The sequence below is a fragment of the Nostoc sp. LEGE 06077 genome (assembly GCF_015207705.1).
In the GTDB taxonomy this organism is placed as follows: Bacteria; Cyanobacteriota; Cyanobacteriia; order Cyanobacteriales; family Nostocaceae; genus Nostoc_B.
The window spans coordinates 45,337-72,228 of the sequence record NZ_JADEWI010000030.1 but is presented as its reverse complement, the minus strand read 5'-3'; the positions used below and the strand labels follow the sequence as shown (position 1 = coordinate 72,228).

Below are 26,892 nucleotides of genomic sequence, written 5' to 3'. Positions count from 1 at the left end.
ATTCATCTGTGTGCATCTGCGCTTTAAACTCTTATCCTAACTTAGCAATTATGCTCTCCATTTCTTGGGAAATTTGGGAGAGTTTTTCTGGGCTATGGGTTTCCATGTAAACACGCACCAGTGGTTCTGTTCCTGAAGGGCGCAGTAGTACCCAACTACCATCTTCTAGGTAAAGTTTAATCCCGTCTTTACGCCCGGCTTCTTTGACTTTTATACCCGCAACTTCTGAGGGCGGATTTTTGGTAAAGGAGTCGATAACGGCAATTTTGTGGGCTTCGGTGAGGTGTAAGTCCAGACGATGGTTATACAAGGGGCCATCAGCTTCGGCGATCGCTTCTTTGACGAGTTGACTGAGGGGTTTACCTTCGTAGGAGATCGCTTCTGCCACTAACATATCGGCTAAAACGCCATCTTTTTCGGGGATATGCCCAACGATACTTAAACCGCCTGATTCTTCACCCCCAATCAGGACGGTAGTTTCCCGCATTTTTTCACCAATATATTTAAAGCCTACTGGTGTTTCATAAATTGGCAAACCATATTTAGCTGCGAAATTATCCAGTAGGTGAGTTGTCGCTACAGTGCGAACAATTGCACCACTTTTACCTTTGTTTTTAATTAAATGCCTAGCTAACACTAACAATACAGTATTGGGGGTGAGGACGTTGCCTTGCTCATCTACGATGCCAAAGCGATCGCTATCGCCATCTGTCGCCAAACCCAAATCAGCGTGGTCTCGGCGCACAGCTGCAACTAACTCTTCTAGTTGTTCCCCTTTGGGTTCTGGCATTCCGCCACCAAATAATACATCTCGCCAAGTGTGGAAACTTTCTAATTCCACGCCACTTTGTTGCAAAACTTCATCTAAATAGCCGCGAGATGTAGAATATAGCGCATCATATTTAACTTTTAAATGGGCGCTTTTAATGCGTTCGACATCGAGCAATGTGTAGATAAATTGCAAATAATCGGGTTTGGGATCAAAAATAGAAATTGACCCGCTAGGGTTGTTACTAGGCAGATCATCCGAGGCACTTTCAATATTTGCCACAATAGTATCAGTGATTTCTGGAGTGGCAGGCCCGGCATAATCGGGGATATATTTAATTCCACAATATGGTGCAGGATTATGGCTGGCTGTAAACATCAACGCCCCTGCTGAATTTAAGTGGCGGGCGTTGTAGGCAATTACTGGTGTAGGACAATCCCGATCAGTAATTTTGACCGTCCAACCCAAGTCTGCTAAGACTTGCGCGGCCGTACGGGCAAACTCATCAGCTAAAAACCGCGTATCGTAAGCAATGAGAACTGGTCTGTCTTTAGAGTAGGCTGTTTCGAGGTAACTTGCGATCGCTCTAGTTACTTTCCGCACATTGGGGAAAGTAAAATCATCGGCAATAATTCCTCTCCATCCATCAGTCCCAAACTTGATTTTACCGGAATTGCTAGTAACGCTCATTGTTGCCAATTTCTCCCGTCCATCTTCAGTACTCTATTAGGAAGCTTCCCGCAAAGCGTGCCTAGCCGCAAGTATCAAAAGAAGTTGTGAGCAGCCAAAACTCATGCTCAAGTTTCTTCCCACTGTATTTCTTCTCACTGCTTGTTAGCGATGTCAACCCCCGACCGACCTTTTGCCAGTTATCACCTTTGGTCTTTAATTGCCCCAGCCATAGGACAAGAACGCTGGCATTGTCAGATGCGACGTGGGTTTATTAAAGCACGTCAACATGAACCCGAAGTTAAAGCACTGTTAACAAAGGCTACGGCACCCCAGCGGATTGGTATACTCGCCCAAAAAGGCGTTTATGAGTTTCATCATAATAGACATTTGTTAAACAAATCCGATGGTGTCGAAAAAGTCGCACAGTTATTAAAACTAAGCAATACTAGCTACCAAGTTCAAGAGCGCGTCATCCAAATTTTGAAAAAATATCAAGATGCGCCGTTGTTGCGGGGAAAAAATATTCTGCAATTGACTCCAGGTGATGAAGGTTTTCCCAAGCCAATTTTAATTGGACAAGGCGATTCTTGCTTCCGCTTATATGCAGCTATGGACTGCATTTTTATTGATGGCGATCGCACTTTACATATTTTAGATTTCAAAACTGGCAAATCTGCCTTTGATCAAAGACAAGCACTCGTTTATTTACTAGCTGCGCGTTATCTTTATCCTGGTAGACAAGCAGTCGCGTCATTTTATAATTTAGAGCTTGGTAAGAAATCTGATTTAATTAAAATCACTAATCATGAATTTGAAAATTTAAAAGATGAATTAGCCAACATTGCTCATAAACATCAAGAAGACTTGCACAAATATCAAGAGCAAAATAGTAATTTCAGTCAAATATTCCCCCCTAACCCTGGCTACCACTGCCGTTTCTGCCCCTTTAATTCTATTTGTGAATTTGCCAGTGTTACTACTTCTGCTCACACAATTATCCCAGTTTAAGAATCAACTAATCTCTTTAAAATAAGATATATCAATATTGCCAAAATAAAGCACCATAGCAATATTAATTTGTTCTAAAATTTGCACTAGCCACTTGATATCGCTAGTATTAGCAGACTCATAGTTATGAAATAAAATTGCTAATCGCTTTTCGAGATGTGGTTTAGCTTTGCGGCAAATCAAAACTATTTTTAGCAATAATTCGGTAGTGACTATTGTACCTTGATTAGTAATCAGATCGAGAAAATTTAAGTGTTGTATCGATAAATGACTTTCGACAATTAAAAAATTTAATAACTGATTACAGGTTCTCATAATTAAGAATTCATCAGGTTTTTGGTGATCAGCTTGTGGGAGTGTTTTTTTAAACTGTGTAGATAACTTTTGCTGCAACTGACGTTTTCCCGAACCTCCAGTAATTGAAGATATCAGATATTCATACAAATCATCTTTGAAATCACGAAAGCAATTTACATTTTGACTAGAGTGTAAAAATTTTTGTGCTAATTCTGGGTATGTATAATTACCCTCGACCTTACCAATAAAATGTTGGAGAGTAGCATGAAGCTGGCGATCGCTCAATAATGTCGGATTTTTTACAGGACGTAGAATCCTATCTGCTTCATCTGCTGATACTTTTTTGATTATCTGAGTACGCCGCACTTGGTAAGTCACATATTTAGATAAATCAATTTCAAATTGTTTTTGCACCTGTGCTTGTATTTGTTTAACTTGCCACTGGTGTTCAAAGGTAGCATCATCACTTATTAAACAATGTTCATATAAATAAGGATAGCGGCGAATTAAAGTAATTAAAGGCTGAGATTCATGATCAATATTTTCCTCAGTCGTTTTCGTCATTACCTGGATAAATCGGCGTAAAATTAAGTACTGTTCACTGACAATAAACATCTGAATTAATTCACGCAAGCGTCGAATATTGCGATAACGAAAACTTGTGGTTCTGGATCTAGTAGGTGATAACTCAAATAATTTTATTAATTCGGGAATAGCATAATGGAATTGTGGTTGCATCTGCCAGCGATTAATCAAAATATGACAGCAACGGTTAAGAAAAAATTTAAACTCATGTATAGCAGTTTTAGACGCTGTAATTTTATCTAATATTAATAAGATTTCTGGTTCAGGATAATCTGCACCTTCAATAAATAAAACTCGACAGCGTTCAATCATCTCACTAGGAGATTTGACTTGCACTAAATGAAGTAAATGTTGATATATTTGTTTTTCTTCAGCATTAGACTGCTGAGAATTTTGTGTCAAGTATGAAGGTATATAAGCTTGATTACTAGTGACGAGAATATGACTACCAGCAACCTGCGGTTTAGGAATCTTTTGGGATTTACGATTTATCCAATCATTCACTTGATCATTACCACTTTTAAACTGGGTTGATGAATTTTATGAGATCAAGATTTCGTTTGTGCTAACTTCAGAAATCTCATCTCTATATTTATTAATTATTTTTTCCTTAGTGTCAGAATAATAAATATCAGCTTGATAATTGCTTCACAACTTCAGTCTTGAGAAAGTTGGAGTATTAACTACATACAGGAAGATTATCCTAATTCTGAAAAGCTGTCTTGAGGGTGTCTACGGGTTCTGCTGTTTAGGTTGATTACAGAACCTTATCCATACTGTTACTAGTGCAATCAGGCAAAAGTCAAAAGTCAAAACAAAGAAGAGTTATACCACAAGCCTTTTAGCAATTCCCAATGGTTACTGAAGGGAGTCGTTGGCGTAGCTTTCACAGAAAATTATGGTCTCTATCTTATTTATAAAGTAAATATCTAGTAGTTTGGCAAAGCTAAAGTCTAACGCAATCCATAAGCATAACTACTCAATTTTCACTACAGCCAATATCATCCGAATATCTCATAATATAGAATGATACAAATCAGGCTAAATTTTAGAACAAGATGCAGTAATTTGTGATGAACATTTAGAAGCTATCTTATTGGGAATCAAGTTTACGATAAAGAATATCCTGTTGTATTTTTGACAAACTGCAAAACTTTTTGATAAGAATCTGGGTTATTTGAAGGGTTGATAATTATAGGAATAGTACCATCCGGCAACCAAAAAGTTATCCTGCCATTGGGTTCTTGACAAAAAGAACTGATGCAATGGAGGTTAACTACATATTCATTTTTGCCGTCAATAATTTTTACCCAATGACCACTGTCTAGTTCTACATCGGTGACTTGTTCAAGATATTTGAGAACTTTTTGATAGTCTTCTAAGTTATTTTGAGGATTAATTACAATTGGAATTGCACTATCAGGCAACCAAAAGGTAACTCTGCCGTTTTTTTCATAGCAAAAAGCGTTAACACGGTCAAAATTAATCACATATTCTTTCCTCTCGTAAAAGATTTTCATCCAGTACGGCACAACATCTCCTTAAGTCCAATGTGGAAAAATGATGCTAACCCTGTATAACAAAATATGTCAGTCCTAAGTCAATGTTGATTTAGTTGAGTTCAAGACTCAAGCTTGGTTTTGGATTGGTTAAGAAACTTCTACAGGTGTTTGTAGATTAGAATTAGGATAATTAAGAGCGATCGCAGCTTGCATAAATCCTTTAAATAAAGGATGGGGATTGCTAGGACGCGATTGAAACTCTGGATGAAATTGACAAGCGATAAAGAACGGGTGTTGCGGAAATTCGACAATTTCCACTAAGCGGCCATCGGGTGAAGTCCCACTTATAACATAGCCAGATTCTAACAATAGCTGACGATAAGTATTGTTGAATTCGTATCTATGTCGATGCCGTTCATAAATCATTTCATCTTGATAAAGCTTCGCAGCCAAAGTATTGGGCAGAATTTGGCAGGGATATACACCCAAGCGCATTGTTCCGCCTAAATCAACTACGTCCTGCTGTTCTGGCAAGAGGTTAATGACTGGATTAGTGGTATCAGGGTCAAATTCAGCACTATTAGCATCTGATAAACCACAGATATCTCTAGCCCATTCAATGACAGCACATTGCATTCCCAAGCATAAACCCAAAAAGGGAATATGGCGATCGCGGGCATATTTGATAGCAGCAATTTTACCATCTACCCCGCGCGTTCCAAAGCCACCGGGTACAAGTACACCGTCCACGCCTTCGAGATAATTTTCGACGGCTTCAGTTTCTAAGACTTCGGAATTTATCCATCGTAAGCGCATATCAGCATGAGTAGCAATTGCTGCATGGCGTAATGCTTCAACTACGGATAAATAAGCATCACTTAAACGGACATATTTACCAACAATCGCAATCTCCAAAGTGCGCTTAGGACTGTAAAGCCTGTCCACCATTGTTTGCCACTGGGTTAAATTGGGTGGGCGCTGTTCCATTTGCAGCAATGCGAGTGCTTGCTCTGCCAAACCTTCCCGTTCTAAAATCAGCGGTACTTCATAGATACTCAGGGCATCTTGGGAAGTAATCACACATTTTTCCGGTACATCACAGAACTCAGACAATTTATGCTTTAATCCTGTGGGTATCGGGCGATCGCTCCGACACACTAAGATATCTGGTTGAATGCCAATAGATCTCAGTTCCTTGACAGAATGCTGTGTCGGCTTAGTTTTCATTTCCCCAGCCGAAGCAATATAAGGCAATAGGGTAACGTGCATATACAAAACATTCTGCCGTCCCACTTGCTTACGTAACTGGCGAATTGCTTCCATAAACGGCAGTGATTCAATATCTCCCACCGTGCCACCAATTTCCGTAATTAATACATCAGGATTCGTGTCTTTGGCAACCAACAGAATTCTGTCTTTAATTTCGTTGGTAATGTGCGGAATTACTTGGACTGTGCCACCATTGTAGTCACCACGTCGTTCTCTATTAATCACGGCTTGATAAATTGAGCCTGTAGTCACACTGTTAAGGCGTGACATTAAGGTATCAGTGAAGCGTTCGTAATGACCCAAATCTAAATCTGTCTCAGCCCCATCTTGGGTAACAAAAACTTCCCCATGCTGAAAGGGACTCATTGTACCTGGGTCGATATTAATATAGGGGTCTAGTTTTAAAATCGACACCGAATAATCGCGTGATTTTAGTAAACGTCCTAGACTTGCTGCTACAATTCCTTTGCCGATACTGGAAACTACACCTCCAGTTACGAAGATAAATTTAGTCATAGTAATTTTGTATTTCTCTCTTGCGCCTTCTCAAAATACATCCCGTAATTGTGCCACAGGCACTGTCATGAAATCTTCTGTGATTTGTTGTGAAAAGAATTTTCGGATTAGTCGTATTCAGTTTGATTGCCACCTCCTCTGTCGCATTGGCAGATTCATCTCTTATTGTTGTTTTTCCACCACCTAACTACCAAACCAGTACGGAAAAAATATTTTTTCTGGGTACAGCACCAACTAATGGTCAGGTGCTAATTAATAGTCAGGTCGTTAACCGCAGTCAATCGGGTCATTTTTCTCCTAGTTTCCCTTTACAGTTGGGAGAAAATGTTTTTACAGTAAGTCACAAAAATCAAACCATTCAGATTAAAGTGACTAGGCTGGCAACCGAGGCTGTTATCCCACGAGGGTTAGAATTTGCTCCAGGTTCTCTCACTCCAACCGTGAATATTGCCAGACTACCAGGGGAACTAATTTGTTTTAGTGCAGTTGCACCATCTAATGCTAACGTCTCCGTAAACCTCGCTAATCAAACTGTTGCTCTAGCACCACAACCCCAACAAGTCCAACTGCCAAGCAATTTGGCAGCCCTCACGGGAAGAAACCAACCTACAGCCCAGTCTGCTGGCAAGTATGCGGGTTGCACGACGGTGCAACAACCTGATTCTCAATCCTTCAGCCTAATTTACGGTAACAACATCATTTCTGGTGCTGTTGTCCCAGATGCCAATCAAGAGATAGATTTAGGTCAACCTCAGTTTAAACTGACGTTGAATGGTAAGACAATTACTCAACCAGGAACTGGCAAAATAGCAATTCTCTCTCCTGCACAGTTACCCGTTGCCGAGGTGATAGTAGATGCAGGCGTAACCCGCACTGGGCCTAGTACCGATTATTCCCGGCTTACTCCCCTGCCTCAAGGAACACAGGCTACAGTGACAGGCAAAGAAGGTGAGTGGTTGCGTTTGGACTACGGTGCTTGGATTAATAGTAAGGAAACTCGGATCATACCAGGGGCAATTCCGCCACGCACAATTATTCGCAGTGTCGGCTATCGTCGGCTTCCTGGTGCAACAGAGATGGTTTTTCCCTTACAGTTTCCTGTTCCAGTGAGTGTACAGCAAAGTGATCAAACTTTCACTCTGACACTTTACAATACCACTGCCCAAACAGACATTATTCGTTTAGATGATGATCCTGTGATTTCTCGTCTGGATTGGCAGCAGCTGACTCCGGGACAGGTGCAATACACCTTTAACCTCAAAAAAGCGCAACAGTGGGGATATCAGCTGAGATATGAAGGCACGACCCTGGTTTTAGCTTTGCGCCATCCGCCTGCTATTGAAAATCGACGACGCAAGCCTTTATCTGGTATCAAGATTCTACTTGATCCGGGGCATGGAGGTAAAGAATCTGGTGCATCTGGGCCAACGGGATATCTGGAAAAAGATGTGAATTTGGCTGTATCGAAGCTACTGCGCGAGAATTTGCTCGAACTTGGGGCAACAGTGGTGATGACAAGAGACTCTGACAAAGATGTTTCTTTACCAGAGCGTCAAGCAATTATCAGTCAAGAAAAACCAGCGATCGCTCTTTCCATCCATTACAACTCTTTACCCGATGACGGCGATGCGGAAAATACTCAGGGAGTTGGGATGTTTTGGTATAATCCCCAAGCCCATAACCTAGCGGTATTCATGCACAACTATCTAGTTAAAAAACTCAATCGACCTTCTTACGGTGTGTTTTGGAATAACCTCGCTTTAACTCGTCCAGCCGCGGCACCATCAATACTGATGGAGTTGGGTTTTATGAGTAATCCTAATGAATTTGATTGGGTGACAAATCCCCAAGAACAGCAAAAGTTAGCTAAAACTTTAGCAGAAGGAATTGTAGAGTGGTTTAGAAGCGTGGAGTAGCATATTTGATCAATGTCAAACATCAAGCTGACTACGCTGTCCACCATGCAAAATCGGCATTGTAAACAAACCCCAAGCCAAACCAGTAACTAACCCAAAAGGTATAACCAGATAATTATTAAAATCCCACAAGCCAAAAATTTGCGCTGCTAATTCTAGCGGGTAAACCATCATGAAAACACTGGCAAAAGCAGCGCCATTCCAACCATATTGACTCAACCAGTAAGAACCTTTACCACCAGTTACAGCATATAGCATACGGGTCAGCAACAAACCTGTGACAGTGCCATAACACCGCATACAAACAGCCATGATAAATGGGGGTGCTAAATCTAAGCCCATATCTGGTTGCGGACACACATGATTCCCCATGAAATAAATAATGTCCGCAATACCCCCAAGTAACCATACTCCAGACGCAGCGAGAAAAGGAGCAACAGGCGGGCCAAAAACCATTCCTGCCAGGAGAAAGTCAGCAATGAAACTCACCCAATTAACTTGCAACTCTCTTGTGAAAGCGACTCTTGCCATTTCCTTTCTTTGCGCCTTTGCGTTCTTTGCGGTTATTTTCTTAACCTACCACTGCACGATAAGGACTTGTCAACTTATCAAGCTGTTGAATTAACAAACTCAGGAATAACCCTACATCTGTAACTACACCCACTGATTCAACCGAACCGCGATCGCTCAGTTTAGTCACCACAGCTGGATTAATATCCACACAAACCATTTTCACACCAGCCGGGGTCATATTCCCCACACCAATTGAGTGCAGCATGGATGACAGCATCAAAATCATCTCCGCACCTTCGAGATGTTTGGCGTATTCTTCCTGGGCTTTAATCAAGTCCATTTGGGTATCAGGTAAAGGCCCATCATCTCGAATAGAACCAGCCAGGACAAACGGCACATTATTGTGGACGCACTCATACATCACGCCGCTTTTAATTACCCCCGCCTCGACAGCCTTGGCAATGCTGCCATGACGACGGATGCTATTAATTACCTTGAGGTGATGGCGGTGTCCACCCCGCACGGCGACACCCCGTTTCATGTCTACACCGAGGGATGTTCCCATGAGATTTTGTTCGATGTCGTGGACTGCGATCGCATTTCCGCCTAGTAGGGCTTGCACATAACCTTCCCGAATCAGCTGTGAGAGGTGTTCGCCGCCACCTGTATGAATCACCACAGGCCCAGCCGTGACAACTACTTTACCGCCAGCATCGCGGATTTTACGTAATTCCCAAGCGACTTGTTCCACGACTAATTCAACACGGCGTTCACTGGAAACACCCGCCGACATAAAGCTGAATTCTTGGGAGTTGCGTTGTTCCCGCGATTCGGTTTTGCGGATGGTGCGAATACCAAGTACGTCTACAACTACCTGTTCGCCAACTTCTAAATCACGGAGAATTTTACACCGTGCAACTATACCATTAGCATTTTGAATAATGGCGATCGCACCATCCATCCGCTGATTTTCTACCTTCACCCATTGGCCATTAATTCGCACCTCTGTGGGATAAATTGTACTGACGTAGAAATCATCAGGTGCTACACCCGCCATAATCACAGGTTCCAGTTTGGCATCCCGTTCATCTTGCGGTAAGTCTACTGCACCTAAATCAATCAACAAGGAGATGATTTCTTCCATCACCTCGTGGGATGGTGCAGATACCTTCACTTCAGCCGCCGAGGTACTTTGGCGTTGTTCTCCCAAGTTGAAATTCAAGACTTGGAAGCTTCCACCTGTATCAACTATCAAATCTAAGGCGCGGTTAATTAAACCAGAATCTAGCAAATGTCCTTCTAGACGAATAATCCGACTTTCGACAGAAACATTTGCATGAACTTCATCTCGGACTGGTTCAGTTACCCGTAATGTGAGACATTTAGCTGCACCACCAGCTTTGAGAAATTCGGTTAACTGTGTTTCCAGGACTTGAAAACCAACTTCCGCCAAACGCGACTTTAAAGCTTCGCTGGCTTTATTCATAATCACGATGCTTTCAACATTCACTGCATTACAAGCGAAGTTGACTGCATCAGCTTCAGCTATGGCTATGCGCTTTTCTGCGGCGACGCGCATTTCAATTAAGCGGTTGGAGTAAGAATCAAACGCGCCAGGATAATAAAGTAAATAGCCGTTAGCTAAAGGACAAAAGCAAGTATCTAAATGATAGAAGCGTTCATCAATTAAACGCAGAGATAACACTTCAATATCCAGCCATTTGGCAAGATAGGGGTGAGAATCTAACTCGGAACGGAAACCATAACCCGCCCATAACCAACGCCCTTCTCTATCTAGAAGTGCATCGCCAGCGCCTTCAAAGGGTAAATCTTTGGGTAGTTCATATACTGTATAACCATTTTCTTCAAACCATTGCTTGAAGTACGGTTCTTCGCCCTGGCGTTCTTTGTGTAAAAACCGACTTAAAACTACGTTATCTCCGAGAACTAAACCCGCGTTGGCTGTAAAAACTAAATCAGGCCAACCTTTTTGGGGTGTGACTAAATTTACAATGGCGTGTTCTTTGAGAACTTGATATAAACCCTGCCACTGTTCGACGGCGCGATCGCGTGAGGATTTGTGAATATTCCCTTCCATCCAAGGATTAATCACATAGTCCACATCATAGTGGTCAGGAGGACACATTAAAAAGCGAATCCGGGAATTCATAAAAATCTTACTAGCGTTATAGATGCTACAAGCCTAATCTGGATATAATGTCAAATCCGCTACAAAACCTCTACCTTGAGATAGTTGAAGGATTTACAGAGGCTTCGCTCCTATTTTATGATCGGAAAGACAACGTTGTGGCCGTGCGATTCCGTGTTATTTTAGCGCCATTTAGTGCAAATGACTAAGATGACAAATCTAAAAATTACAGTAGATGATCAACCCAATGCAAAAGATATTCGTACTGTCATCAGCCATCTGGTGGAATACAACAATAGTCAAACACAACCAGATGTAAACGATCCTCTAGCTATTTGGGTGCGGGATATTGATAGTACCATTGTTGCTGGTTTAGTTGGTCAAACAAATTGGGAATGGCTGTATATTTCGCATCTCTGGGTATCTGAGAAATTGCGAGGCCAAGGATATGGCAGCAAAATGATGCTAGAAGCGGAAAAAACAGCTAAACAACGCGGCTGTGGACACGTATACCTAGATACCTTCAGTTTTCAAGCCTTGGGCTTTTATCAACATCTCGGATATCAAATTTTTGGTGTTCTAGAAGATTTTCCTGTTGGTCATCAGCGGTATTTTTTATCAAAAAAGCTATAGCAAAGTGCTGATTAGGGTGGGCATTTTAATTCCCACTCTCGTCCATTGAAAGTCAGCATTACAACTTTCTTCCGTTACCAACATTAGATACCCCCAAGGGGCCGCGAGTGACACCTAACTGGTTCTGTAACTTCAACTCTCGCCAAAGTTGCGAACCAGAAATTTCACCTTGGAGTAGCTGACGGTAATGCTGTATAGTTTTTGTCACCTGTTCTGGTGTTTCATTGACAAATTCAATGCGGAAATGGCGTAACCCTAGTTCTATGAGACGCTGTACGTATTCGGCTCCGGTTTGGGCTGTGCCATTAAATACAGTATTACGACAACCTGCATCAGCTTGCAGGACGTGTTCACTACCAACACGGTCACGTAATTTGACTTCATGTTTCTCACAAGGTCTGCCACAGTTGGTGTAATCTATACCCTCTGAAAGAAAAGCGCAAAACACACAATGTTCCATGTGAAACATGGGGATATGCTGATGAATTGTCACTTCAAACCATTGGGGTGGACAACTGGTAAGCAAATCTTCTAATTGAGCAATATTTAAATCGTAGGATGCGGTGAGTCTTTCTAAACCAAAGTGCTGCTGAAAGTAATCTGCGGTTAACGCATTTGCAACGTTAAGAGAGAAATCAGCGACACATTTATCTGCACCAAAAAATTGTAACTGATCATAATTCCGTACTAAATACCCATCAGCATTTGCCGCCCGAACTTGCTGTAAAATCCAGTTTTCTCCAGGTTTGGTAATGCGAGGAGGTGCAACCCATATCTGAGGGAGGGGCGAACGGCCGTTCGCCCCTACTAGTTGTACGGCTTGGCGGTAAGTGCGGGGGTCTTCAAATTCACAGTAGAGAATTTCCACACCAGTATTTAGGGCGGCTTGGAGTTGCTTGAGGTTGCGTACTAGAACAATGAGTGCGGGAGGTGTGGGAGATGGAGGAGATACCGCAGGAAGTAAGTCTTGCAAGGAAATATTAGAACGTAATTCCCAGCGTTTGGGTTGACTGCGTAAAGCTTCTAACTGGGTGACAATTTTTCGCCGCATTCGGTTTAACTCACTCACGGGAACCATTACAGCACCTTTGAGATGATTGATTAAAGTTCCTAAACAAAAGGGAGTGTTACCCAAACGACCGAACTGTTCTTGTAAACGGTCTGTATCTAAAGGTTTAGTGTGCGCCTCAGCAAGTGCGATCGCAGATTCTACTTGGACAATGTTACCCAGTTCATCACGGGCGATCGCACTCAATAATTCCCCAACTTCACCATGAATTTCCAACGATATCGGACGCTGAAATTGGGGGTTCTCACCAGCAAAACTCTGACGCAGTTGTTTATCTAGTTCTGGGTCACTGGTTTTCCAAACTTTATCACCGATATGCACCCGCCGGAAGTTGAGGTTATCTTTGCCAAAAGTGAGTACTACTTCCTGACCTTTTGGTGTGACTGTATAAATTCGACCGCCTTCTTCCTTACCCTCTGGATGACCGCAGTCAAACACAATTCCGTCTCCTGGTTTGACTGGTGCTTCTAAGCTAATTGTCACCTGTTCGTTCCGAATGCGGGTAACTTCACCCAAATAAACCCCGCGTTTCTTCCCAAACCGCGCATGAACTAATTCTTGATTATTAATTCCATTAAACCAGCCAGTGTAAAGTCCGCGAGAAAACGCCATTTCTAAGTTGTATTGTTCTTGACCTCTCCCCCAAACCCTCTCCGCTGCGGAGAGGGGAGTCTTATTTCCCCCTTCCCTCGTAGGGCAGGGGGTTAGGGGGTTAGGTCTTTCCAACTCCGCCATCACTTTATTTAAAGCTTCTCGATAAACACGGGTGACATTAGCAACATATTCCGGTGCTTTCAACCGCCCTTCAATCTTCAAACTAGTTACCCCAGCCTTCACCAAATCGGGTAATACTTCTAACCCTGCTAAATCTTGGGGACTGAGTAAATATTTGCGTTCCTGCAAATCAACAATTTCACCATCAACGATTAAATCATAAGGCATCCGACAAGCTTGGGCGCATTCACCCCGGTTTGCCGAACGTCCACCTAAAGCTTCACTCGTCAAACACTGACCAGAATAGGCGACACACAAAGCGCCGTGAACAAAAACTTCTAATGGTAAAGTTGTGGCTTGTTGAATTTTCTGAATTTCTTGAATAGAACATTCCCGCGCCAAAACCACCAACTGACAACCGAGAGATTTAGCAAATTCTACCCCAGCCGCGCTGGTGATAGTCATCTGCGTGGAAGCGTGGATAGGAAAATCTGGCGAGAGGTGACGAATCAGACGACAAATCCCGACATCTTGCACAATCACCGCATCTACGCCAGCCGCAATAATGGTGCGGAGATATTGCTGGGCTGCGGCTAATTCTTGCGGAAAAACGAGGGTATTTACAGTAACATAGCCCTTTACACCCCGCAGGTGTAAAAACTCCATCAATTGTGGTAAATCTGCTTCTGTAAAATTTTGCGCCCGCATTCTGGCGTTAAATCTATCCAACCCAAAATAAATCGCATCAGCCCCATTTTCGACGGCAGCTTTAGCACATTCCCAGTTACCTGCTGGCGCAAGTAGTTCAGGACGTTGAAAAGAAGTTTGTGGGTTGTGTGTGCGATCGCTTTTCATCAGGCTGAGATAGATTTAAATATCACCATAGCGATTCTATCAATAAAAACTCGCAGCGATAGATCCGCAGATTGTCAGGCATTTGGTGGGTTAGCCAGTGTTTATCCTGCGGCAAAATCTAGCAGTAGCGATGATAAAGTCAAATATATGTGCTGGGCTTGGCGCACCACCCAGGCTAATCATATTGTTACGGAAATTGCTCAATTTCTCATTACAGTCGCATCCTTGTTACTAGCCGAGGGACGGCGAGGCGCGTATTTTCTCATTAATTCTTTGACTTGGGTGGCTACTAATGGATGTGTATCTTGTTGTAATTTTGGCAGGAGTTCTAAAAGCACCCGATGAGAAACTGCATTTAAATAGGCGATCGCAGCTTCTCGCACAAAGCCTGTAGGATGACGTAAAGCTAGTAAAATTTCGTGACTAGTTAGGCGGATACGGCTAATTTGCGCCAGATGAAAACAGCAGGCTAAACACCAATCAGACAGGAAATTATCTAAACTCAGCATTCTCTTTAATCTTTCACTGACTGGCTTTGGTTGATATTCGACTAATTCAGCTTCGACTAAATAATGCAGTTTTTCTTGGTGCGATCGCTTGTCTAAAATATTCAACAACAGAGATTTTACAGGCAGAGTGACTGTATGCTCTAAAATTTCTAAACCCCTGGCGATGTTTGTTCCAGAGGGCGATCGCAAGTTAAAGGCGGCTGCTTGCATTTTTTCGGGTGAATACAGCAGCTTCAATAGCAAAAGTAACCGTTCTCGTCCATCTATTTCTAGTTCTAGCAGAGATCGTTGCAACAATTCGCAGACAACCACTGCTCTTTGGGATGAAGAATGATTGTCTAGAGTTGGTGGTTTTTGCAAGTCAATATAAGCTGCGTAAATTTCGCCTAAAAACTTTAATTCTTGCTCAATTAAACTTTCTACCCTAGTTTGATGAAAGCGATCTACTCGATTGCTGGTTTCTGGTTGTTTCTGCACTTTGAGTAAACTACGCAGAATTTGATATCTAGTCGCACCCCAAGATTTTTCTAAGTGTAGCCAGAGAGCTTCAATCGCTTCCAGGGTAGGAATTTGGGCAATAGTCCGCCACGCATACATCCGTACTATTTCTGGCTTATAAGTATTGGTAGCCAACTGCAACAGCATATCAAGAGCTTCATTCTCCAGTTTGGCTAAGGCACGCATCGCCGTGCTGCGGGTTGATTTATAGTAAAGTGCAGCAATCAAGGCTGAATAATAATCTTCTAAACGAGTTGCTGCAATCATTTCCAAGACAGCGCAACGTACACGCAAAGATTCATCTTGCAACAAATTTGGGATATGAATTCGCAGTGCTTGGAGGTATACGGTTTCTCTTAAAGCTTTAACTCCATTAATGCGTTCTCGTTCTTGTTGATGAGTCAACATCCTTTGCAGAGTTTTGGTAGCTGCTACTTTTTGTATTGGCGTTCCCTGACGCAAAATCAAAGCGGCGGCGGTGGCGCGAATTAAAGAATGGTGTCGTGCTTGCAAATATTCTTCTAATTGACTCAAATTAGGATTTTCTTCAGCCAGCCAAACGTAGCGTAATGCTAAAGCTAATACTTCTGGATCAATTTTTTCTGGGGGTTGTTCAATTAATCGGCGCACATCTGAGATATAAGCAGGATTTGCGCCGCCCATAAACATGACTTCCAAACTTTGGCGCTGTAATTCTGGTGGTAACTTCAGCAACAACGGGGCTAAAACTTCGGCGGCTCCATGCGAATCAATTTGGGCTAAAAGTTCAATACAAGAGTGTTTATCGGCGGTACTGCCTTTTTCCCCTAAAGCTTTGACTACCCCCTGTTTAAAGACACGCAAGCCGACGGTAGAAGCACTTAATTCTCCCCGTTCCGCACTCAAAACTAACAAGTCAACATAACGCGATCGCAGTACCCAAACAACTCTTAAACAGGTAGCAGCCGCCAATACGGTTTCGCCCACAAAGACCCATTCTTGTAATGCTGTGGGAACAATTCGGTTACAAACAAACAAAGTCGCCAAAATCAGTAATCCAGACCCGCCTGTCGCGATCGCTTCGGCTGTTCCGCCAGATAATGCTTGCATGTGGCTGCGGAGCCGTTCGGGAATGGGTTGATAAAGCACTGGCCCACTACTAACAACAAAGGTGTAGCGCAGCAATTCATCACAAAATTTTAACCCGACTAATCCCCAAAAAATGCCATAAGAATGCAAAGCGGGGAATAAATTTAATAAAGCGATCGCCGCTGGGACAACAAAACCAACACTAATGGGTAACAGCGCGGCGGTGAAAAACACCCCAATTCGTTCAATGAGCCGACTGGAAACAAACCATTGAGTTGCTAACTCACACAGCCCGACAATCCCGCCAAATATACCTAAAAAACTAGCAAGGTCGCGATCGCCTAAATTAGATTTTAGTTCGCGGAGATATTGAAAATCGACTAATAATCCAATAACTTGTAAAAGCCCAACAAACGCAAATAACTGCCATGTATAACGACGCAGTGGCGCTTGAATCCGCCGATATCGAGAAGCCTGTTCATGGGGAATTTGTCTTTGTGGTGCATCAGGAAAGGCCGCGCGATATTTATTGCTTAAATAAGCTAAGATTGCTGACCCTAAAACAATCAATACACAAGCAATCAGGATGACTTTCTCAAGTTTGACAAATTGCAAAATCCACGGCAAACTAAAACCGCTGATCACATCCGCTACTAATAATCCACTGCTAACTAATGGGTATGTGCGTTTAATTTCCCGGATGTTAAATATTTGATTGGCAATAATTGAAGTGTTAAGGTCGTTAACTACATAGAGTCCATCTACCCACAGTCGGAGGATAAATACCAAAATCACTGCTATGTAGGAAAGATGTAATCCCTCACGCAATAATACCAAGAATATGAGTGGCACAACCATACAAGGTGCGATCGCCACCACTACCCAACGCAAAGGAAAAATCTTTTGCAGCCAAGAATACACAAAAACCAGCCCTGCACCTGTTACAGCACTAGCAATGTACATCCAAGGCAACGGGCCAGCCCCATATTGATCTAAAAACAGTGCTACTGTACTATCTTCTGCCCATCGCAACCCGATAGATACAGTTGTATAAAAGGCAAACATAATCCAAGTACGTTCACCTTCCTCTGGTCGCAGATTTACCCACTGTAGCAATCGTGAGAGAACACCTTTATTGACAACCAACGAGTAATTTTTCAGTTCCATGCAGTTTAACTTTCTGATATCACCCTGCAACAGTTTGAGCAAAAATAGCACTCAGCACTTAAAAAGCAAGAGTCCTGAGCAACTGAGTATTATGTTTCCCACTCAGCTCTCAGGACTATCAGTTTTTGATAAACTTCTGCGATTTATGGCCGCTGTGCTATTTCTAGCTGTGAACTATGCGTTGTGTTGAGAAAAGTTAAAGCTTACTTTTTGGGCGAAATCAGCATCATCATATTTCTCCCCTCTTTTTTCGGTGCCTGTTGCACTTCTCCAAAGGGTTCAAGATCTGTCGCCATGCGCTTGAGCAAATGTTCTGCTAAGTCACTGTGTTGAATTTCTCGACCCCGAAACATGACAGTAGCTTTGACTTTATCACCGTCTTTCAAGAAGCGCTCTGCTTGTTTCACACGCACGTTATAGTCGTGTTCTTCGATTTTGTAGCGCATCTTGACTTCTTTGACATCAGCCGTATGCTGCTTTTTCCGGGCTTCCCGCGCCTTCTTCTCCTGTTCAAATTTGTATTTCCCGTAGTCCATAATTCGGCAAACTGGCGGGTCAGCCTTATCACTCAGCAGCACCAAATCTAGCTCTTTTTCTTCTGCTAGTTGCAGTGCTTCCTGAGGGGTAATAATCCCTAGTTGGGAGCCATCAGTGTCAATGACTCTAATTTTCGGGAAGCGGATGCGTTCGTTAATTTGGGGCAGATCGCGAGTTCTCTTTTTTTCAATCACAGGCATTATGATTTGTGGCAACTCTCTTTTTAGAATATAGTTTGATTTTGCTTAGGATGCCTCAGAAGCACAATACTTAAATAACTGAGGACTTAATGTTATGAGTATCTGATTCTAGAGTAACTAATCTAGACCTTAGTTACCAATAGCTAGTATTTGTCATTTTACTCATAATGAAGAGAATTTCTTTGCAATAGTTAATTTACATTACACAACCAGGCGCAGCATTACGCATTGTAACAATTCTTTGCTATAGGAATTAGCTGTGATTTCTGACCTGATTTGCCCAGACAGGTAATGGGTAAAGAAAACCTAAAGCTTGAGTTCCACAAAATCATTGTCCAGAAAGTTTAGGTGGAAAAGTTTAGACTTCAGACTTTAGTTGCAGCTTTTATATTGGAATATATTATGCAAATCCTTGGGCATTGGAGGTAAGCTTGACCACAACGTTACACTGGCAGCAACGAGTTGGCAATCAAAGGGACTGGGTTTGGCGCGGCTGGCAGACTCGTTATACCTACATCCGCCCTAGTGCAAATTATCATAACTCAACGCCCTTAATTTTGCTCCACGGGTTTGGTGCTTCTATTGGGCATTGGCGGCATAACTTAGAAGTTTTGGGTGAATATCATACAGTTTATGCCCTAGATATGCTGGGTTTTGGCGCTTCCGAAAAAGCCCCAGCAAATTACAGCATTGAACTATGGGTGGAGCAGGTGTACGAATTCTGGCGAGCATTTATTCGCCAACCCGCTGTATTAATTGGCAATTCTAATGGGTCATTGATTTCCTTAGCGGCGGCGGCGGCTCATCCTGATATGGTGCAAGGTATTGTGATGATGAGTTTGCCTGACCCATCATTAGAACAAGAAGCGATACCTGCTCCCTTGCGACCAATTGTCAAAACTATCAAAAATATTGTGGCTTCCCCGTTGGTATTGCAGCCAGTGTTTAAGTTTGTGCGTCAACCCAGCGTCTTAAGGCGCTGGGCGAGTTTGGCTTATGCAAATCCTGAAGCTATTACCGATGAACTGATAGAAATTTTGGCTGGCCCTCCCCAAGACCGAGGCTCGGCGCGGGCTTTTAGTGCCTTATTTAAAGCGGCGATCGGTGTGAATTTTAGTCCTAGTGTCAAAGCTGTATTGCCCAAATTAACAATTCCCATACTGTTAATTTGGGGACAAAAAGACCGATTTGTGCCGCCTATATTGGCTACTCGATTTGCCCAATACAACGAAAAATTAGAACTACTCAACCTAGAGAATGTCGGGCATTGTCCTCATGATGAGTGTCCAGATCAAGTTAACCAAGCCATTTTAGATTGGATGGTGCGCTGTTTTGGCGATCGCCCCCAATAAAATCAGAATTGTATATCTACCCTATTTGTACTTGGGCGGTATCCACTGCTGTAGCACCATTCACAGAGCGGGCTACAGAAACCATCTTGTTGAGAATTTCCTGACTGGGAACTTTGCCTTTAAGTACTACAGTACCACCGGTCTGAGCCACCCACAGTGTATCTACATCATCAAGCTGCTGATCTTGATCAAAGGCCAAAGCTACTCGCTTGGCTAAACCACTTTGATCATATTCCCCATTCAATCCGATCCTTTCTGGGGGGATAGATTGAGTTGCTGTAGACGCAGGCGCAGTATTAGCTGCTTGCGGTACTGCTTGTGGAGCGGGATTTACTTGGGCATTTTGTGGTTTTTCTAAACCGAATAATCTTTTTAACCAACTCATAAACGCTGATCTCCCATGAAAATTCCATAACAGTTTGAAGATAAAGGTTTTTGGTGATCCTTTTCATCTGTCAAGGAAAAGATCTGCACTGATGAAGTTTACTGCTTTCGGTATGATTTTTCTAGAACTTTTGGTAGAGAGTGTAATGAGTGCAGCTATAAGTTTAAAATAGAAAATCACACTTATCAAAACATTTAATTTACAGTACGTGTAAGGTAGCCCTTAACTAGTGTTTGCGTTAGTAATATGCTACCTGAGCCTGTGTTGGCAAAGATGAAACATACCCTTTCTGTTCTGGTAGAAGACGAAGCGGGTGTTCTTTCCCGCATTTCTAGTTTGTTTGCCCGTCGTGGCTATAACATAGAAAGCCTTGCTGTTGGCCAAGCTGAACAGGGAGGAGTTTCCCGCATTACGATGGTTGTAGCTGGTGACGATCGCATAATCGAGCAAATCACCAAACAACTATATAAGCTGGTTAACGTCCTCAAAGTTCAGGATATTACCGAAACTCCCTGTGTTGAGCGAGAGTTAATGCTTTTGAAGGTGAATGCTACTAGCAGTAACCGCTCAGAAGTAATTGAACTAGCTCAGATTTTCCGGGCGCGAGTGGTAGATGTAGCAGAAGATTCCCTCACTCTAGAAGTGGTGGGAGACCCTGGAAAGATGGTAGCGATTGTGCAGGTGCTACAGAAGTTTGGTCTCAGGGAAATAGCCCGGACTGGCAAAATCGCCTTGATTCGTGAATCGGGTGTGAATACTGAGTTGCTCAAATCTTTGGAAGCAAAGGTCTAGCCAACGCGATCGCCTTGCTGTGTTCTGAGAATCTCAAGCAGTGAAATTACTACAAAATTGTCGCAACTATTACCCCGCCAATTCGTCGGGGTTTTTTTATGCAAATCTATATATAGGAATCATATTTGATTTGGAGAAAAAACTCAGTACACCTCTGTTACGTCTTTTCCTGTTCCCTGTCTACGCGAGTAATTTCAATAATTAAGTGGATTTCATAGCTGCTTACGGAATTTTTCCCACAGCCTACTAGTGCTTATTTTAACACTTTTAAATATTTTTCAGTTAAAAAAGTATAGTTAATTTTATATTTTCCAGTATTAATACTTAAAATATTCAATTCTAAAAGCATAAACTTCACATAATCAATATAAATTTACGGTATTTCTAGATGAAGATTTCACCAAGCTAGTTCTGTAAAGACTATGATGACGAATGAATTTAAAGCAGTTAAACTGTTTCCCAAGAGATTAGAGATTAGGTAAAGAGCTGAAGTTGTAAGATATCAGCTTTTCATATAGGGTTAGAGTTCAGTAATCTACATAAAAAACCGTAGAAGTTCCCCTACGGTTTTTTTTTGTGCCAAAAATTACGTAGAAAGACTTAACTTTACTCAACTTCAGATGTAATAAAAAAGCAGATTTAATTGTGAAAATCAGCGCAATTCTTCATAAAACTAGATCTGTATTATTAAATTTTCCAGTGATTTTACCGCACCAAAAATTAAGGAAATATGAATACAAAAGAATATATAGTCCGATAGATACATTTAAAGCATATGTTTTTAAAGAGCTTTAGTAGCGTTGTAGTCGCATTGACATTGTTAGTAGGTAATACAGCCTTAGCTCAAACTACTAATGAACATTTAGCATTTCATGTACAAGTAGGCTCTGATAATGATGGTAATCCGATTATTTTAGATGCAGGATCTGTGCAAGGAAGTGAGTATACTATCTTGCAAAAACAAGGTAATGGCATCACAAAAACTACTTTTCGTGCTTCATGTGCTGAAGGTCGTTTATTTTCGCAAACATCTTCTCTCTATAGTGCAGATGGTAAATTAGTTAGTAAAAAGCAAACCAATCAAGAAATTACTCCTCAACCTGGAACCCCAGAAGCTAACTCAATGGAAATTGTTTGTCACACAGCTAACAACGAAGGTAATCAGTAAGCATTTGTGAAATATGGATTAGGGAAAAGTTTCTGCCTAGTTAGTTAATCAGTACATCAGTAAACTACTTAGACATTGTTGGCGAAACTTTTGCGAGATTTCATCAGTCTGAATTTTTAAATTATGTAAAAAAAGTATCCATGCCTTCTTCTAATCAAGGTATTCCTGGATTACCTGATCTGACCCATCCAATAGAACTAATCCAGTTTGGGAACCAATTACTCAAAGCTTCAATTTTATTAGTATTTTTGGTTATAGCTTTGGGTGTAGCGATCGCACTGATGAGTTTCGCATTGCGTCGCTATCAGGAAGAAAATGAGATTTTTCTTGGTGAATGGGTTTTGCGTTACTCCCAAATTTTACGGGGATTACAGCATCTCACCCTGGTATTAGCTCTGTTGGTGGTCGGATTTTTTCTCTCTTCCACTTTAGGTAATCGCTATCACCACTGGGAACAAGCAAAGGTTGTGCAAGTTGCTCAAACCGTCGCTGGGGATAAATTAGAACAGACAGCACCCCAAGTTCGCTATGTGATTCAAGAGCCATTCACTTATAACAACCAAGTCAACGGCAAAATAGTCAAAGTCAATGATACGCGCGAACTTACTCGTTATCTCGCCTTAGCAGGATCGCAGATTCAGGTAAAACTGGAGCAAACCACCGATATTCAAGGTCGCAGTGCCATTTATCGCATAGATTACAGTGCAGATTACAAAGTCGTCAATCGGCTCAAGGATGTGCAGCGTTTTTTCTTTGAAGCATCACCACCCGATGGCTACTCACTGCTGGCTAACTACAAAGTCGAACGTTCAGGAACTCGACTCGAACTTCTCAATCCCGGAGACTATGGGTTTCCCTTTAGTTTACAACCCGGAGAAACAGCCACCTTTCGTGTCACCTATCAAGCGCAAGCAGGGTCGCGCTGGGTTTATAATGCTGCGGGACAAATCCTGAGTAATTTCCGTCTGACAGCCACAGCTAACTTTGCACCTGTTGATTTTGCTAGTGGTATTATTCCTAACGAAATTAAAGCTGATGGCCGCAGCACTCAATATACTTGGATATTTAATGACAATGTTTCTGTCAAAAATCCCTTTGGAGTTTTTACCAACACTGCACCTATCCGTAACATGGGGATCATACCTCGGTTGTTATTACTAGCACCAGCATTATTTCTCTGGTGGATATTGCTACTGTATTTGTCAGTCCCAATGAGTTTGAAAAATGTAGCGATCGCATCTGGTATGTTCTTTGCGTGTATTTTGACTTTGACTTACCTGGCTCGCTTCTTGAATGCTGAATTAGCCTGGACAATGATTTCCCTCATTTTTCTGACATTAAGTTGGGGGTTAGGTGCAAATCGTAGTTCTTCTTTTGCTGTGATTATCTGTTCTATTGCTGGGGCTGTGCTACCAGTGTTTGGATTATTGGTTCCATTTAGTGGCCTGACTTTGAGTGGAGCTAGTTTACTTTCAGCTATTTGGTTAGCTGTGCGTCACTGGTATAGCTGGTACAGTTTTCCTCCAGCAGACCGTGTTAAATAACTACTAAAAATGCCTAAAACCATCCCTAGCCATAAATTCTATGTGATATGGAGTTAATATAGCAAAGTGCTAAATATCAACACTATATCTACACAGCTTTCGACAATTAACACTTTTCTCACTTAAGTGACTACTGCTATGGCATCTTCATGTCTTTCCAAAATTTACTATCAAAGTACTTGACACTAACCTACCAAGGACTGCTATATTAACAGAGGTGAAGCGATGGGGCGTAGCCAAGTGGTAAGGCAGCGGGTTTTGGTCCCGCCATCCCTAGGTTCGAATCCTAGCGCCCCAGTATTGAAAAAGGTAGATAACTAATCTACCTTTTTTTTTGAGAATTTATAACTTAGCTTTTTTCCCCAGAATATATAACTACCCAAATTCAGAGTTGAATTCTGTGTCAGTGGCGAATGAGGAAGTGAGTGTAAGACCCCCACTAAATTAAAAATTTAGCAGTATCCCATTATGTATGTGGTCAGAATTCCCTAATAATGGTTGCTGAATTTGTACTGAGCATAGTCTGAGTATTGATTCTTACTACTGACTTCTGGATTTTTTTAATTGATTTAATCTAATACATAACTTCCACCGATAGGAAGTTAAAAATTTCTTGCTGTTTAAGTAAAAATTTCGTATAGCAAACAAGGATTATTCAATAGAGTTAACAAATTTGTGCTACGCAATGTTACTGTATTGGTATTACGTTACCCTTTACTAAGCTGTATTTGTAAAACTGTAACCATAATGATAAGTGTATGACTAAGTTTTCCACAATACCTGCGTACTGAAAATTGTCTAACGTATTGGTTAGCTAGTCAATTGCCGAATTTGCCAGGGCATAGCAACAGACAAGGTAACTTACAAGCATTCTAAGCATCTACACCAAAATTTAGATCGCAGTCTTTTCTGCATCATAACCCAGTCGTTTAATTTACAATCACTATGCTGAAGTCAGAAAAACACCCTTACCTGTCACAAGCTAAATCTGCTCAGTTCAACAACAATGATGACGATGAATTGCACATAGGGCAGATTTTCGCTATTCTGCGTCGTCGATTATTGTTAATTTCTGGGATCACTGCTTTAGTAGCTACAGTAGCGGTGTTAAAGGCAGAAACTGATCCTCCAGTATATTTAGGCTCCTTTGATATTTTAACCAAGCAAGTAACTGGAGAGACAAAAGTTATAGCTAGTGTCCCCCAGACCATTTCTGATGAAGATGCGACCCCTAGAGTCGTAGCTTCGTCAACCAGAGGGGATGGCGGTGGTAATACAACTATTCAAGTCTTACGTAGTCCGCGCATACTTGATCCGATTGTGGAGAAGCTGAAGCCAAAATATCCATACATTACTTATAATTTGTTAGCTGCTGGCTTAAGTATCGGCTCACAATCGCCAGATATTTTAACTGTCCAATATACACACCCAGACCCAAAATTAGTCAGTGATGTTTCTAAGCTACTAGCTGATGCTTATTTAGGGTATAGTTTACAAGAACGTCAGTTAGATGTTGATCAAGCAATTGAGTTTGTTGATAAACAAAGAAAACCCATAGAAGCACGGGTGAAATATTGGCAAAATCAACTCCGAAATTTACAAGTAGAAAATAATTTAATTGATCCAGCCCAGAGAGCGCAAGAATTAGCTGGTCAACTAGCTGGGTTGCGACAACAGCGGATAGAGAATCGGTTACAACTAGAACAATTAGTCGCAAGATATCAGGATTTGCAAAGGGAATTATCTCGAAGTTCTGGCGAACGTGCGGGTAATTCTTTACTCAGTGAAAATGGGCGTTATCAAAGGATATTGGATCAGATTCAAGCAGTTGATATTGAAATTGCCCAAAAGTCAGCCATATATAGTGAAGAAAATCCAGCAATGCTGACGCTAAGAGACAGAAAAGCTTATTTACTTCCTTTGCTGGCTGGAGAGGAAATGCGTCTGCAAAAAGAATTGCAAAGCCAAATTCGTTCTGTTTCAGCACGCGATCAGTTTTTATATGACAAAATAAAAAATCTGAATAATGACGTAAGATATTTAGCCACCCTGAGTCGTGATTACAGCAACATTCAACAAGAATTAGGAATTGCCAACAGCAGTCTGACTCAATTTACGACTAAACAACAAGCCTTAGAAATTGAAAAAGCCCAAAAACAACAGCCTTGGCGCTTACTTGATCCAAAATTAGCTACAGTTAATAAACCAAGTGCGATTTCTAACAATGCCAAACTGAACTTAGCAATTGGTGGTGTTTTAGGATTAGTGTTGGGTATAGGGGCAGCTTTAATTGTCGATAAGTTGAGTAATATTTTCTACACTGTTCAAGAGTTGAAGAACAGTACGAAGCTGCCATTACTAGGGATTGTGCCGCTAAGAAAAGAATTAGAAGCAGCACCGCAATCCAATTTATCCAGAGGGTTACAACAAAATAATCGCGCTTCTTTCTTTGAGATTTTCCGCTCTCTTTATACCAATATTCTGCTGTTGGGTTCAGACGATCAGATTCGCTCTTTGGTAATTAGTTCTGCCGGACAGGGAGATGGGAAATCTACTGTGGCTGTACATTTAGCACAAGCCGCCGCCGCAATGGGGCAACGAGTCTTGCTGGTAGATTCTAACCTCCGTTGTCCTAGCGTACATCAGCGCCTGGGGATATTGAATGTTCAAGGTTTGACTGATGTGATTGCCCAAGATCTAGATTGGGAAAATGTGATTGAGCGATCGCCTATTGAAGAGAACCTATTTGTGATGACTGCGGGGCCAACACCTCCAGACTCCATACGGTTACTGGCTTCTAAGAAAATGCAGGATTTAATGAACGAGCTGCAAAGCAGTTTCGATTTAGTTATTTATGACACCCCACCACTACTAGGATTTGCTGATGCTTACCTCTTAGCATCTAACACTAATGGTATTGTGATGGTAGCTGGCTTAGGCCATTTACAGCGTACCGCCCTACAGCAAGTATTGGAAGAAATTCAAATATCCGGTACACCCCTATTAGGGATGATCGCTAACAAATCAAAAGATGCGACACCTGTTTCTCATAACTACTATCAGCAATATTACAAAAAGAGTATCAGTGCTGAAATAGTCGAAGTAGAAACAGAAAATAACGACGACCAAGCTAACTCTGTTTTTAGAGGGATCAGAAGACGTTAGATTCTAATTTAGTAGTCATGATTTTCAATCATGACTACTA

The 26,892-nt window shown here is 41.8% G+C and carries 18 protein-coding genes and 1 tRNA gene; 9 read left to right on the top strand and 10 right to left on the bottom strand.

What is annotated here, in order from left to right; all coding sequences use genetic code 11:
• Positions 1–31: 31 nt before the first annotated feature.
• Positions 32–1,459 (bottom strand): phosphoglucomutase/phosphomannomutase family protein, encoded by a 1,428-nt coding sequence (locus tag IQ244_RS18845; protein WP_193896829.1) that lies wholly within the window; start codon positions 1,457–1,459, stop codon positions 32–34.
• Positions 1,460–1,609: 150 nt separating this feature from the next.
• Here IQ244_RS18845 and IQ244_RS18840 point away from each other — a divergent pair, with 150 nt between their 5' ends.
• Positions 1,610–2,449: a PD-(D/E)XK nuclease family protein gene (locus IQ244_RS18840; protein WP_193896827.1), complete on the top strand. Its 840-nt coding sequence runs from the start codon at positions 1,610–1,612 to the stop codon at positions 2,447–2,449.
• Positions 2,450–2,452: 3 nt separating this feature from the next.
• Here the strand turns inward: IQ244_RS18840 and IQ244_RS18835 are convergent, their stop codons facing one another.
• The 3 genes from IQ244_RS18835 to IQ244_RS18825 form a co-directional block, all read right to left on the bottom strand.
• A complete protein-coding gene (locus tag IQ244_RS18835; RefSeq protein WP_322746088.1) occupies positions 2,453–3,835 on the bottom strand; it encodes a hypothetical protein in 1,383 nt (460 codons plus the stop codon).
• A 605-nt stretch (positions 3,836–4,440) separates the two neighbouring features.
• Positions 4,441–4,863, bottom strand: a complete 423-nt coding sequence (locus IQ244_RS18830; protein ID WP_015111564.1) for a hypothetical protein — start codon at positions 4,861–4,863, stop codon at positions 4,441–4,443.
• Between the two features lie 117 nt (positions 4,864–4,980).
• Positions 4,981–6,618, bottom strand: coding sequence for a CTP synthase (locus IQ244_RS18825; protein ID WP_193896825.1), 1,638 nt, complete (start codon positions 6,616–6,618; stop codon positions 4,981–4,983).
• An 89-nt stretch (positions 6,619–6,707) separates the two neighbouring features.
• On the opposite strand from IQ244_RS18825, the gene IQ244_RS18820 reads away from it, so the two are divergent.
• On the top strand, positions 6,708–8,534 hold the full coding sequence (locus IQ244_RS18820; protein ID WP_193896823.1) for an N-acetylmuramoyl-L-alanine amidase: 1,827 nt from the start codon (positions 6,708–6,710) through the stop codon (positions 8,532–8,534).
• A gap of 15 nt (positions 8,535–8,549) precedes the next feature.
• Here the strand turns inward: IQ244_RS18820 and IQ244_RS18815 are convergent, their stop codons facing one another.
• Positions 8,550–9,065 carry a DUF2085 domain-containing protein gene (locus tag IQ244_RS18815; RefSeq protein WP_193896821.1) on the bottom strand — a complete coding sequence of 172 codons (516 nt, stop codon included), beginning with the start codon at positions 9,063–9,065 and terminating at the stop codon, positions 8,550–8,552.
• 40 nt (positions 9,066–9,105) lie between these two features.
• Positions 9,106–11,217 (bottom strand): TIGR00300 family protein, encoded by a 2,112-nt coding sequence (locus IQ244_RS18810; protein WP_193896819.1) that lies wholly within the window; start codon positions 11,215–11,217, stop codon positions 9,106–9,108.
• Positions 11,218–11,406: 189 nt separating this feature from the next.
• Between IQ244_RS18810 and IQ244_RS18805 the strand changes: the two genes are divergently transcribed.
• A complete protein-coding gene (locus IQ244_RS18805) occupies positions 11,407–11,829 on the top strand; it encodes a GNAT family N-acetyltransferase (RefSeq protein ID WP_193896817.1) in 423 nt (140 codons plus the stop codon).
• A gap of 58 nt (positions 11,830–11,887) precedes the next feature.
• Here the strand turns inward: IQ244_RS18805 and IQ244_RS18800 are convergent, their stop codons facing one another.
• The 3 genes from IQ244_RS18800 to infC form a co-directional block, all read right to left on the bottom strand.
• Positions 11,888–14,467 carry a U32 family peptidase gene (locus IQ244_RS18800; protein ID WP_193896815.1) on the bottom strand — a complete coding sequence of 860 codons (2,580 nt, stop codon included), beginning with the start codon at positions 14,465–14,467 and terminating at the stop codon, positions 11,888–11,890.
• 200 nt (positions 14,468–14,667) lie between these two features.
• Complete coding sequence (locus IQ244_RS18795) at positions 14,668–17,709, bottom strand: MFS transporter (protein ID WP_193896813.1); 3,042 nt, start codon at positions 17,707–17,709, stop codon at positions 14,668–14,670.
• A gap of 203 nt (positions 17,710–17,912) precedes the next feature.
• The gene (gene infC, locus IQ244_RS18790; protein ID WP_193896811.1) at positions 17,913–18,446 is read right to left on the bottom strand and encodes a translation initiation factor IF-3; all 534 of its coding nucleotides are present in this window, start codon (positions 18,444–18,446) and stop codon (positions 17,913–17,915) included.
• 431 nt (positions 18,447–18,877) lie between these two features.
• On the opposite strand from infC, the gene IQ244_RS18785 reads away from it, so the two are divergent.
• On the top strand, positions 18,878–19,798 hold the full coding sequence (locus IQ244_RS18785; protein ID WP_193896809.1) for an alpha/beta fold hydrolase: 921 nt from the start codon (positions 18,878–18,880) through the stop codon (positions 19,796–19,798).
• Positions 19,799–19,814: 16 nt separating this feature from the next.
• Here IQ244_RS18785 and IQ244_RS18780 read toward each other — a convergent pair whose 3' ends face one another.
• Positions 19,815–20,183: a BON domain-containing protein gene (locus tag IQ244_RS18780; RefSeq protein WP_193896807.1), complete on the bottom strand. Its 369-nt coding sequence runs from the start codon at positions 20,181–20,183 to the stop codon at positions 19,815–19,817.
• Positions 20,184–20,456: 273 nt separating this feature from the next.
• On the opposite strand from IQ244_RS18780, the gene ilvN reads away from it, so the two are divergent.
• From ilvN to IQ244_RS18755, 5 genes are all read left to right on the top strand, one after another.
• Positions 20,457–20,975, top strand: coding sequence for an acetolactate synthase small subunit (ilvN, locus tag IQ244_RS18775; protein WP_193896862.1), 519 nt, complete (start codon positions 20,457–20,459; stop codon positions 20,973–20,975).
• Positions 20,976–21,786: 811 nt separating this feature from the next.
• Positions 21,787–22,143, top strand: a complete 357-nt coding sequence (locus IQ244_RS18770; RefSeq protein ID WP_228059009.1) for a hypothetical protein — start codon at positions 21,787–21,789, stop codon at positions 22,141–22,143.
• Positions 22,144–22,283: 140 nt separating this feature from the next.
• Positions 22,284–23,687, top strand: a complete 1,404-nt coding sequence (locus tag IQ244_RS18765; protein WP_193896803.1) for a hypothetical protein — start codon at positions 22,284–22,286, stop codon at positions 23,685–23,687.
• A gap of 226 nt (positions 23,688–23,913) precedes the next feature.
• Positions 23,914–23,985: transfer RNA gene (locus IQ244_RS18760), tRNA-Gln, on the top strand.
• Between the two features lie 647 nt (positions 23,986–24,632).
• Complete coding sequence (locus IQ244_RS18755; RefSeq protein ID WP_193896801.1) at positions 24,633–26,852, top strand: GumC family protein; 2,220 nt, start codon at positions 24,633–24,635, stop codon at positions 26,850–26,852.
• Positions 26,853–26,892 lie beyond the last annotated feature (40 nt).

Excerpts from the sequence above, each read along its gene's own strand:
- IQ244_RS18840 (WP_193896827.1), top strand. The coding sequence starts at position 1,610 with ATGTCAACCCCCGACCGACCTTTTGCCAGTTATCACCTTTGGTCTTTA.
- IQ244_RS18755 (WP_193896801.1), top strand. The coding sequence starts at position 24,633 with ATGCTGAAGTCAGAAAAACACCCTTACCTGTCACAAGCTAAATCTGCT.
- IQ244_RS18825 (WP_193896825.1), bottom strand. The coding sequence starts at position 6,618 with ATGACTAAATTTATCTTCGTAACTGGAGGTGTAGTTTCCAGTATCGGC.
- IQ244_RS18815 (WP_193896821.1), bottom strand. The coding sequence starts at position 9,065 with ATGGCAAGAGTCGCTTTCACAAGAGAGTTGCAAGTTAATTGGGTGAGT.
- IQ244_RS18805 (WP_193896817.1), top strand. The coding sequence starts at position 11,407 with ATGACAAATCTAAAAATTACAGTAGATGATCAACCCAATGCAAAAGAT.
- IQ244_RS18780 (WP_193896807.1), bottom strand. The coding sequence starts at position 20,183 with ATGAGTTGGTTAAAAAGATTATTCGGTTTAGAAAAACCACAAAATGCC.
- infC (WP_193896811.1), bottom strand. The coding sequence starts at position 18,446 with ATGCCTGTGATTGAAAAAAAGAGAACTCGCGATCTGCCCCAAATTAAC.
- ilvN (WP_193896862.1), top strand. The coding sequence starts at position 20,457 with ATGAAACATACCCTTTCTGTTCTGGTAGAAGACGAAGCGGGTGTTCTT.
- IQ244_RS18765 (WP_193896803.1), top strand. The coding sequence starts at position 22,284 with ATGCCTTCTTCTAATCAAGGTATTCCTGGATTACCTGATCTGACCCAT.
- IQ244_RS18800 (WP_193896815.1), bottom strand. The coding sequence starts at position 14,467 with ATGAAAAGCGATCGCACACACAACCCACAAACTTCTTTTCAACGTCCT.
- IQ244_RS18810 (WP_193896819.1), bottom strand. The coding sequence starts at position 11,217 with ATGAATTCCCGGATTCGCTTTTTAATGTGTCCTCCTGACCACTATGAT.
- IQ244_RS18795 (WP_193896813.1), bottom strand. The coding sequence starts at position 17,709 with ATGGAACTGAAAAATTACTCGTTGGTTGTCAATAAAGGTGTTCTCTCA.
- IQ244_RS18845 (WP_193896829.1), bottom strand. The coding sequence starts at position 1,459 with ATGAGCGTTACTAGCAATTCCGGTAAAATCAAGTTTGGGACTGATGGA.